General features: G+C 58.1%; 11 protein-coding genes and 3 pseudogenes. 7 read left to right on the top strand and 7 right to left on the bottom strand.

The genetic code is table 11. The features are described from left to right. Nucleotides 1–216: 216 nt before the first annotated feature. From TX76_RS18535 to TX76_RS15035, 4 genes are read right to left on the bottom strand one after another with little or no spacing between them, the layout of a single operon-like run. Nucleotides 217–465: a transposase gene (locus tag TX76_RS18535; RefSeq protein ID WP_195156076.1), complete on the bottom strand. Its 249-nt coding sequence runs from the start codon at nt 463–465 to the stop codon at nt 217–219. Between the two features lie 7 nt (nt 466–472). Further along, nucleotides 473–718 (bottom strand): transposase, encoded by a 246-nt coding sequence (locus TX76_RS18540; RefSeq protein ID WP_394295444.1) that lies wholly within the window; start codon nt 716–718, stop codon nt 473–475. After that, on the bottom strand, nt 708–827 hold the full coding sequence (locus TX76_RS18695) for a winged helix-turn-helix domain-containing protein (RefSeq protein ID WP_394295445.1): 120 nt from the start codon (nt 825–827) through the stop codon (nt 708–710). Before TX76_RS18695 ends, TX76_RS18540 begins: the two co-directional genes overlap by 11 nt. 20 nt (nt 828–847) lie before the next feature. Then, a complete protein-coding gene (locus tag TX76_RS15035; protein WP_228842400.1) occupies nt 848–1,234 on the bottom strand; it encodes a helix-turn-helix domain-containing protein in 387 nt (128 codons plus the stop codon). 72 nt (nt 1,235–1,306) lie between these two features. Between TX76_RS15035 and TX76_RS17245 the strand changes: the two genes are divergently transcribed. Continuing rightward, nucleotides 1,307–2,331 (top strand): IS630 family transposase gene (locus TX76_RS17245; protein WP_154019100.1). Its coding sequence is split into 2 segments (ribosomal slippage): nt 1,307–1,801 and nt 1,804–2,331, totalling 1,023 coding nucleotides; the frame shifts between segments, so codons are not numbered across the junction. A gap of 580 nt (nt 2,332–2,911) precedes the next feature. Here TX76_RS17245 and TX76_RS17250 read toward each other — a convergent pair. Beyond that, nucleotides 2,912–3,598 (bottom strand): annotated as a pseudogene (locus TX76_RS17250) (IS1595 family transposase); the annotation flags it as partial. Nucleotides 3,599–3,642: 44 nt separating this feature from the next. Between TX76_RS17250 and TX76_RS15050 the strand changes: the two are divergent. Continuing rightward, on the top strand, nt 3,643–4,746 hold the full coding sequence (locus TX76_RS15050) for an IS630 family transposase (RefSeq protein ID WP_049903557.1): 1,104 nt from the start codon (nt 3,643–3,645) through the stop codon (nt 4,744–4,746). 13 nt (nt 4,747–4,759) lie between these two features. Here the strand turns inward: TX76_RS15050 and TX76_RS17255 are convergent. Next, nucleotides 4,760–4,957, bottom strand: a pseudogene (locus tag TX76_RS17255) (transposase); the annotation flags it as partial. A 698-nt stretch (nt 4,958–5,655) separates the two neighbouring features. On the opposite strand from TX76_RS17255, the pseudogene TX76_RS18760 reads away from it, so the two are divergent. The 5 genes and pseudogenes from TX76_RS18760 to TX76_RS15070 form a co-directional block, all read left to right on the top strand. Then, nucleotides 5,656–5,871 (top strand): annotated as a pseudogene (locus TX76_RS18760) (DUF7692 domain-containing protein); the annotation flags it as partial. A 234-nt stretch (nt 5,872–6,105) separates the two neighbouring features. Continuing rightward, nucleotides 6,106–6,459, top strand: a complete 354-nt coding sequence (locus TX76_RS15060; RefSeq protein ID WP_049903559.1) for a hypothetical protein — start codon at nt 6,106–6,108, stop codon at nt 6,457–6,459. Between the two features lie 84 nt (nt 6,460–6,543). After that, entirely contained in the window at nt 6,544–6,927 is a 384-nt protein-coding gene (locus tag TX76_RS15065) for a hypothetical protein (RefSeq protein WP_049903561.1), read from the top strand. After that, nucleotides 6,924–7,088 (top strand): hypothetical protein, encoded by a 165-nt coding sequence (locus TX76_RS17740; RefSeq protein WP_154019101.1) that lies wholly within the window; start codon nt 6,924–6,926, stop codon nt 7,086–7,088. Before TX76_RS15065 ends, TX76_RS17740 begins: the two co-directional genes overlap by 4 nt. 440 nt (nt 7,089–7,528) lie before the next feature. After that, nucleotides 7,529–7,759 carry a hypothetical protein gene (locus tag TX76_RS15070; RefSeq protein ID WP_049903562.1) on the top strand — a complete coding sequence of 77 codons (231 nt, stop codon included), beginning with the start codon at nt 7,529–7,531 and terminating at the stop codon, nt 7,757–7,759. 549 nt (nt 7,760–8,308) lie between these two features. Here the strand turns inward: TX76_RS15070 and TX76_RS17745 are convergent. Further along, nucleotides 8,309–8,770: a hypothetical protein gene (locus TX76_RS17745; RefSeq protein ID WP_154019102.1), complete on the bottom strand. Its 462-nt coding sequence runs from the start codon at nt 8,768–8,770 to the stop codon at nt 8,309–8,311. Between the last annotated feature and the right edge of the window lie 208 nt (nt 8,771–8,978).

The raw sequence follows: 8,978 nt of genomic DNA on the forward strand, positions 1-8,978 counted from the left end.
CTCGAATCGCACGGCGTCAGCGATGACGTACCCGCTCGTTCCGTCGTTTCAAATCGTGACCAATTCTCCAGTTCCGGCGGTGAAGTCATAGGAGCTGATCGCGTTCCACTACCCACTATTCGCGGTCATCTTGACCGAAACCGCGTCGCTCCCGCCGTCGTACGCTACGTCGATCGGGACCGACGACGCGCGGCTGCTAGTCGCGTTCTATAGGGATCAACAGAGGTACTCATAGATCTGCGGCGAGTTGAGCGCTGGCAGCGTCGTTGCGAGATATGTCTTGACGTCGTCGAGCGTTCGAAACAGCCAGTTGGCTTGAGCTTCTCTCAGCTGCCGCCAGCAGTTTTCGAGCGGATTCAGTTCCGGCGAATGTGGCGGCAAGAATTCCAGAAGCAGGCCGCCTCGGACGGCCTGCTTCTTCAGCGTCTTCGCGATGAAGTAGCGGGCGTTGTCCAAGACGATCACCAGCTTCTCACCGAATCTTGTTGTATCGCTCGATAAAGTGCTTGGCGACCTCAGCGTTGAACTGGTTCGGTGTGAGAGCAACGAATCGGTCGCCATCGTCGGTGACCGCACCCAGCATGTTCATACGCTTGCGAACGCCCGAGACTGCCGGTCTCGGGCGTGAGTTCACCGGGAACCAGCCACGTTTTTGCTCGGTGGCAACCGTCTGCATGTGCTGATCGATGGCGACGATGCGATAGCCCTCAGCCTTCAGCGTCGGCCACTTTTTTGAACTCCGCGCGCCACCTTCGTTGTACCTCGGGATCGGCCTTGTAGTGGATCGGCCGGGCTGTCTGGACGGACAGCCCGGCCTCGTGGAGCAGTCGTCGGCAGTGCTTTGAGGTTAGGTGATATCAAAGGTCTCCTCCAGAGACGTGCGTGCGAGCGCCGGCGACCACGCCGGCGCGTCGTACCCGACTTCGGTCGGCACAGCGTTCACCGCAGCCACGAAGCGTTGGTGGTTCTCACGGCTCAGCAATCGTGGTCGACCGGGGCGTGGGGTATCATGAAGCGCGGCATCGATGCCGCGCTCCGCGAACCGATCGTGCCAGTCGTAGACGGTCTGTTCGGGCACTCCGTATTTCGCTTCAATCTTTGCCGGTGAGAGTCCCAATTTGTATTCTAACGCCGCAGTCAGACGCTTGACCGCCTTTGGGTCGGTTTCCTCAATGAACCGCTGGTGGAGGTGAGCCGTGCTCACCCCCGCCAGCTTGTCTCCACGCTTCGTCATGGATAAATAGAGGCGTTCAGAGAATATACCCTAAGCCGGAAGTCTTGACACAGTAGCGAAGCAGATACTGGTATGGGCAAGAAGAGAACCAAGATCCCCGACCTGACGAAGGGTCGAGTCCGCGAGCAACTCGCGGACGAGACCGATCCGAAGGCGATCAAACGTCTCACCGCCGCTCGCGAATATCTGGAAGGGCTCTCTGGCGGTGAGATCGAAACGAAGTACAGGTGGGATCGCCAGACCGTCTACAACTGGCTCGATCGCTTCGAAGAGCGCGGCTTCGACGCCGCGCTCTACGATGATTCCCGTCCCGGACGCCCCTCAGAACTCAGCAACCAACAGTTCGAGCAATTCACCGCTGTCCTCCACGAATTGCCTGAAGAAACCGGATACGATGCCCCAGCAGCATGGAGTACAGCTCTCGCCCAACACTATCTCATCGAAGCATTCGACATCGGCTTCTCCCGCCGCCACGTCCGCCGATTGATGCACAAGACCGGGGTCTCACCGAAGAGACCCCGGCCAGAACCAGCGTCTGCCGACGAAGAGGAGCGTGAAGAGTTCGAAGAGACAGTCGAAAAAAAGTAGGCTACCGTGACGAGGACGCGACAGTCGTCACGATTGATCAGACCCGCAAAGCGGTTGGTGCAGACCTCTACGCGGCGTGGTTCCCAGTTGGCGAGAGGCCGACCGTGGGCGTGTCGGTCTCTCGCGAAGGCGTAAATTTCCTTGGAGCAGTGACGGAGTACGGTGAAACGACGGTGCTGGAGTGTGGCGGATCGTTCACCGGCAAGGTGACGATCCGCTTTTTGGAGCACCTCCAAACGAAGTTCGGTGAGAAGCTGGTTGTGTTGTTGGATCAGGCGACGTACTTCACCGCCAGAGCGGTGAAGGACTTCGTAGCCGAGGAACCGATCGAGTTGGTGTACTTCCCGACGGGATCACCAGACCTGAATCCGACTGAAGAATACTGGCGGCGGCTCAAACTCGTTCTCGGAAACCGCTACTTCGGTACTTGTGCTAAGATTCGATCAGCAGTTTGGTCAGCACTCGAATCGATCAGTCCACCAGGAGTGTATCAATATCTCTGTCTTTGAGTATATGAGCACTTCCGTGGATCCCTATAGCAATATAATCTCACATCTCAATTCGACACCGCCTACGGGGAGAACCATGGGTGAATATATTGACGCTAAGTCAGCGGTGAAGCAAGTATCACGCCGGAGTGCCCCTCTGTCAGCAATACGTCTCGAAATGGTCCGCTACACCACCCACATTCGTACATTGATCAACGACCAGGGGACGACCCACCAGCACAACGCGATCAACAGGGGGAGTTCACTGAGCACTCAGCTGTCAGGCGAACTGAGACAAAAGGTGATAGAATCAATTGGAGAAAATTGTCCATCGATGGTTCGACTAATCATTCCTCTGAATAATTGTAGTGGAGGGCAGTCATCATACGAAACACGGGGAATCGTGATTCCAAAGCCAGGTATGGAATGGAAGGTACCATGGTACAGTAACCGATGCCACACCCAGCGACATCGACTTCGAAAAGTTCCATTATAAATGTTTGCTGTAGTGATTTTCAGTAGGGCAAAGACGCCATACCCATTTGGAAAACAGACTCGTCTCAGACAAATCTACGCTCTTGTGAATCACATTGTTGGTGAGTCAAAGCACCTTCCGAAGAACGTGTCTTAGGGCTTCGCGGCCAGGTTTGCGGTAGATTCGTCTTCGTAGCTGAAACGCTCTCAGATAGTGCGTGAGCTTGTCCTTTGAAACGCCTCGATGAGGCGAGAGCCACGATCGCACCAGCGATCCGTGGCTTTCGCAGGTGTTTACATGAACGTCGCCATCGACGTACTCGTTGTTCGCGTGGATGACCGACTCGCGGTGAAACCGCTCGTCGTCATCCAGCGGATCATACGCCCGAAACCCATCGGTATAGACCGATAATGGCTCCTTCTCGCGGTTCGCGAGAAGGAGTCGAACCGTTGATTCGTCCGCTGACTTCGCCGGCACGACGTACCGACTTCCAGTTCCGCGGTCAACAAGGGTGAACACTGGCGGTTTGTCACCCTCGTAGGTTCCACGCCCGCGCGTGGAAAGGCCTCGCGAGCGCGACGGACGGTCGCGCTCGCGGCCCTTCATCCCAGCTGAGACGTATAGTTCGTCGATCTCGACGGGACCGCGCAACTCGATTGAAGGCGCGTCGAGTGCTTTGGCGAAGCACTCGACACGGCGGTGGAGCGTCTTGTACGAGAGGTCGAGTTCAGCCGTGAGTTGGCGAATACTGGTGTTGAACCGAACGAACGCGTAGATCGCGAAGAGCCACTCATCGAGCGCGATCTTCGCGTTAGTCCCTAGCGGAAGTTATGGGTGTAGGATGGGATCGGTGAGCAATGAGTGGCGACCGTCGTATCGAGATCGTGCGGCACCTGAGCGAGGAAGACCTTGACCGATTGCTCTCCGAGGCGGACGATGACAAAATCGTCCGCCGTCTCACCTTCGTCAAAAATCTCTACGAGGGCGACATTCTAGAGGAAGCTGCCAACCGCGTCGGCAAGTCCCAATCAACCAGCAGCCGGTGGGCACGTCGCTGGAACGAGGGCGGCCTCGGACTCCTCACGCCGAACTTCGGGGCCGGCAGGCCCCCGAAGCTCGGCGAGGACGAGCAAGAAGAGTTGCTCGAACTCCTCCGAGAGGGCCAGCCCTGGAAATCACAGGAGGTTCAGTACCTTCTCAATGAAGAGTTCGACGTAGAGTACCATCCAGTCTACCTCGGAAAATTCCTCAAAAAGCTCGGTCTCTCACGCGCGATACCACGAACAAAGCGCCCCTCTCGTCCCGAGAACGCCGAGGAGATTCTCGAAGAACACGTCGGAGACGCGTTCGACGAAGACACCGATGAGCCACACAACAAACAGGACGGTGATGACGAGGAAGGCTGGGTCGTCAACGACGATATCTGCACGGACGGCGGAACTGTCCTCGGCTTTTTCGATACATCCCAGCCACAGCCTTGGGACAACTCACAGCGGCTGTACTACGTCGATGACCCGCACATCACTCGACCGCTGGTTCGTCACGACGAACCAACGGTCGGCTTCTACGCTCTCAACGGTGAGAGCGTGGTGAGCTTCCCCGAAAACCAGGAGAAAGAACAGATCTGTGACTGCCTCGAACGAGTCCGCGAGCAGAATCCGGGCAAGCGGATTCTGCTCGTCTTGGACAACTTCTCATCGCACATCTGCCCGTACACGCGCAGGCGCGCACATCAGCTTGGAATCGATCTCGTGTTCCTTCCTGTTGGCTCGCCGGATCTGAACCCGATCGAGCCGGTCTGGAAGAGTCTACGATGGGAAGCATCACCGCTCATCGTCGAGAGCGCGGAGGAATTCCGCGCTCTCGTCGCAGATCTGTTCGAGAGCCTTACTAATCGAATGAGTTTCGCCGTCTCGTGGATCGAGAACTTCCTTGCTCCTCATATTCAGAAATTATCTTGATGACTAAATTTTGCGCGAAGATCGTGCGGGTCTTGTCGTTGAACGTGCGGTCACAATCCTTACACAGATACCGCTGAAAGGCTCTGTAGCTGCCGTACTTGATCACTGATGAGGATCGGCAGCGCGGGCACTGGAGGCCGTCGCGCCAGCGGACCTGCTCCAACAGGTCCGCAGCGCTCTCCTCCGTACTCAGTGCAGTAAATGGGAACATCCTGCCGGGTGACGCGGGAGCGTCACCCTTGCCCGCTATGCTTTCTCAGCCGCGGCTACTCCACCAACAATCTCCTTCACAAGAGCGCAAATCTATTCCAACGACTCCATGGATCTACTGGTCAACCGGGCCAGGATCTCTGAGAGATTGCGAGGGACAGGATTTGAACCCGCGAACTCCTACGAGAGCAAGGAATGAGAGCGGTCAACATAAGCGGCTGCACAGACCCAAAACGGCCTCCCGCTTGATCCGTCGCGATTTTACTCGTGCTTAGCTCTCTAAGCAAGAGTAACACGGTCCCAGTGGGCTTGAGTGCCGCGGCGATCGTCACTACGCCTTGGGACTCGATCGGTCCGCTGAGGAGATAAGGTGGCGCGCGACAACCACGTTTCGAGTGTAGCAATGGCGAACGACACACGCGATGAGGAAACCAAGCGGTTCGCGGAGAACTATCCAGGTAGAGGAGTCCACCGGGACGCTCGACGCTGCTGAGGGAAGCAACGACCGCCGAGAAGAGTCGGATGCGACCGAGACACCGCTTACCGCCGGTCCCGTCTCCTCGCCAAAGTGGGGCGTGTCGAGCGGCGCGAAGTAGGGAAGTTCTTTGCTGTGGTCGGCCGCAGAGGACACACGAGTGAGTTCGCACATGAGCGAGTTCGCGCCCGGAGAGCTCCCGCACCCAGGCCACTCACTCGAAACGGCAAAGCGGTGCATCCGCGAATCGTGACGCACTCGGTGAGAACACGCGCGTCGGCGCGGTCGAAGCCTCGTGTGAGTTCACCCAGGCGATGCTGCCGGCGCTCGCGAGGGCCGTTGAGCACGAGGACATGACCAAGGAACTCGCCGAGATCCTCTCGATGTACGTGGTCGACGTCGAGTACGACGTGTCGATAGACGTTAACGTGCGCGAGTGATCGAGGTTACGGTCCCGGCGATCACCGCGCCGGGGGCGACCCCCTCTCGCAGCACCCTCCAAGGCTCAGCGGCCGCTGTTCGTTGTCGACCGCGCCCCACAACTTCGGCGCGTAATTGTGGGATCGATCCCGCAACATCGGACCGCGGCGATCGGCCGGCCGCGCCGACCGCACGCCTGCTTTCGTTCTTACCAACACAATTAAGACGGTAGCCGTTGTGATTGTTGGTAAGAGATGAACCGGACTGCACTCGACCCCGACGCCCCCGAACCCGCACCGCCCGCCGATCTCGCGGCGTACGTCCACGAACCGATCGCCCGACAGGACAGCGAGACGCTCCGCGCGATCGCCGCGTGGTGTGAGGATCTCGCCGACCACCGCGACGCGCAACCGGTCGAGATCGACGAGGAGGACGAGCTCGTGGTCGACGTCGACGAGGACAGCGAGGAAACCGGCGTGGTCGTCTCGAAGCTTCAACTATGCGGCAAGGACTGCGACGGCTGTCCGCACGGCCCCTACGACTGGCTCGTCACCGGGTCCGGGGCCGATCGTGACTGGGAGTTCCTCGGCCGGACCGACGGGGGCTGATTCGTTTCTTACCAACGCTTCCAGACTAATGCCGGTTCGAATTGTTGGTAAGAATGAGGCGGTCGGGCGGCGCGGCGGCGGCGCGTGCCGCTGCGAGAGGACGACGCTCACGCGTCTGTCTCATCCGCCGGCGTCCCGAACAGCCACCACTTCGCTCGTCGCCAGACCGGCGCGCGCGTACGCTCCTCGGCGACGGCACTGAATCCGCCGCTCCTCCTCAACGTACTCGACGAACTCGACGGGTCGCCGTCGGTCGCTGACCTGAATCCCGAGTACGGGGCTTCTGGACCGATCGCGACGGTTGCGTTCGCGGGGGAGTCCGACGAGGCCGCGGAGTGGCGCGAGGCCGACTCCGAGGCGCTCGCCGGGATTGCGGCCGACCACGAGCTTCGGACCTACACGTATCCCCGCGAGCGGCTCCGGCACGTAGAGGACGCCGCCGACGACCAGGGAGGTGACCCACGGTGAGCGTGGTCGCGCGCGAGCGCCTTGTCGAGCGCGTCGAGAGGTACGTCGATCGGACCGACGACCCCACGCTCCCGGAAGTGCTGGGACGGTTCTTGCTCGACCCCGACGAGGAGAGCGACGAGCGCACCCAAAACAGGAACGGTACGAATCAGAATCACTGATGTATCGGATGCCATTTACGGAAAATCTATGAATACGAATCTACTGCACAAAACCCGGGTTCTGTCAAATTCCCTAAGGAGTCTAGTATGGTGAACAATAGTCAAATTACTGGGCGAAAATTGTAATTACTGTCTGAAGTCGTACGTGCGATGAGCCAAAAACGGCCATTCCGGCACATCGTCCCTGGCATTGAATCGGTTCCTTCTGTTTCGTGTCTTTAGCAAAGAATAGAAGGGTGCTTCAGCTATGGCCTGCTGACTACATGCTCTGTATCTTGCACGGCATTTCTGACAGCCACCGGAGAGTATACAAACCCGGGTATGGGTTTGATTACTAACCCCCATAGCAAGTGGACGGCGTACATCAAGACCACTAGCGCCGAGGACAACCCCGAGTATCCCGATGAGTCTCCCATCGGGCGGCTGCCGACTTCGATCACGTGGGGGACGTGTTCGCCGCCGGACCCGACGACTACAGCGTTGAGGCTGCGCCGGGTTCGTTCCAGCCGGTCGACGGCGTCGAGGCTCTCTACCAGTCCGGCGTCCCCGGCTCCCAGCAGGTGAGCGAGCGCCCGACGGTGACGTCAATGTTGGGATCGGACCTCAGTCTCGGTCAAGCACTCCAGCAGGGTGGCGAGTCGGCAATCGTGGCCCCGGCGTCCCTTATGTAACACACGAGCATCCCCGGATGACCACTCGTTACATAAGGGACGACTGCGGTATCGGTAGACAGCGGCGCGGCCCGCCGACATGGACAACTCCAGCCGCCGGTTTTTGTGCTCCCCGAAGGAGTGAGGTGTCGAGAAGAACGAACGCACCCGAAGCGGTCGCAATTGGATCCGTAGAGCCTTGATCATGTACTCAGCAGGCGATCGCGTACACAGAAGCTTGAGAAGTACTGACCTCAAGAGCAGCGTAGGAGCCATCCCAACGACAAGGCTGCGCGTACGACCCGCCTCACCACGGTCGTCGGAATACTATCGTTATCCATAGATCATCCTGCAATTTCCCTGCCCTCAACTATCTATCCTCGTCATTGAATTCTGTGAAGAAGACAAGACGTGCTTCCCGGTCACCTCTGCCCTGCATGTACGCCCTCCACCCCTCTACGTAACCTGCGTCCGATGGGAGGCCGAACTGTGCGCGCCACCCGTTGGGATCCTGTGGTTGAGTTTCGAGAGACTCGAGTCGGCGTTCTATTTCACGCTTCGATCTCCGGGTCATTCTGTTCCCTCCGGAAGCTCCTCTTCTGTCTCGAGTCGATCGAGTCGGGCGTGTAGCTCATCGATATCGTGGAATTCCGTGATCCACTCGTCGTACTCGGTGGCGGTCTGCGCCGCCTTCCGGTACTTCTCTTCATCCAGTAGTCCTCGGATCGACCGGCGGACCACACTTTCGACGATGAACGCCCGCCGATCGCGATCGATCATTCTGTTATGGATGTGGCCTGCCAGTCGGTCGAGGTCCTTGCTGATCTGCTGTTGGGAGACACCGTAGTCGTCGGCGAGCTGTGTCTGGTTCAACGCCGCTGGTTCGCCTGCCTCTTCAATGAGTTGTAACAGCTCCGCGCGGCGCTCGAGATAACTGTACTCCCTCCGGTCTTTCGAGGGGAGATCTACTGCTGAGTAGTCCGGCTGGTTACTACCCTCTACAACCGACTCCAGGTGCGATTGATCGGACATGGTATGTATTTGCACTCCAGAGATTTGAGTTTTGGGCGAAGATGGGGAGATGGTATGGTTTGATTTCAAACTCTTCTCAGTAATGATAGAAAATCGCAGTTCAGAATTTTTCTCCTACAGGTATCCTTCCCTTTATCTGTCTTCGTCATCTATGCATCCTATCGAATTTTGACAAATAAAACTTCTCATATGCTATACTGAATCAATC

Origin of the sequence: Halococcus agarilyticus (assembly GCF_000334895.1) — an archaeon.
GTDB classification, from domain to species: Archaea; Halobacteriota; Halobacteria; order Halobacteriales; family Halococcaceae; genus Halococcus; species Halococcus agarilyticus.

Bases quoted from the DNA above. Each gene is read 5' to 3' on its own strand.
- TX76_RS15035 (WP_228842400.1), bottom strand. From the start codon at position 1,234: ATGACGAAGCGTGGAGACAAGCTGGCGGGGGTGAGCACGGCTCACCTC.
- TX76_RS15050 (WP_049903557.1), top strand. From the start codon at position 3,643: ATGAGTGGCGACCGTCGTATCGAGATCGTGCGGCACCTGAGCGAGGAA.
- TX76_RS15060 (WP_049903559.1), top strand. From the start codon at position 6,106: ATGAACCGGACTGCACTCGACCCCGACGCCCCCGAACCCGCACCGCCC.
- TX76_RS17745 (WP_154019102.1), bottom strand. From the start codon at position 8,770: ATGTCCGATCAATCGCACCTGGAGTCGGTTGTAGAGGGTAGTAACCAG.